Below are 248 nucleotides of genomic sequence, written 5' to 3'. Positions count from 1 at the left end.
AGAGGCCGAATTCATACGCGAAGCCGAAGAACCCGGGCACGCACAGCCAGTCGAGACGCGGATCCGTACCGAGACGCCGGCGCAGCGCGACGTACGCGGCGACGAAACCGTAGAACGACAGCGTCAGCATGACCTTGAATGCGGCGGTGACAGGCATCACGAACGACAGTGCGGCCGCCGCGCCATAGCCGAGCAGGTAGGGCGTAAACAGATTGATCCGCAGCAATGGCGCCCATGGCGACTGGCCG

Annotated in this window: 1 protein-coding gene; it reads right to left on the bottom strand. The window is 64.5% G+C overall.

Annotated features, from left to right (window positions below; all coding sequences use genetic code 11):
- On the bottom strand, positions 1 to 248 hold a 248-nt coding region (locus SB756_RS33565), incomplete at both ends, for a hypothetical protein (protein WP_410913699.1).

It is taken from the genome of Pseudomonas sp. SIMBA_068 (assembly GCF_046534705.1).
Lineage (GTDB): Bacteria > Pseudomonadota > Gammaproteobacteria > Pseudomonadales > Pseudomonadaceae > Aquipseudomonas > Aquipseudomonas putida.
This window is presented reverse-complemented; position numbering and strand designations above follow the sequence as displayed.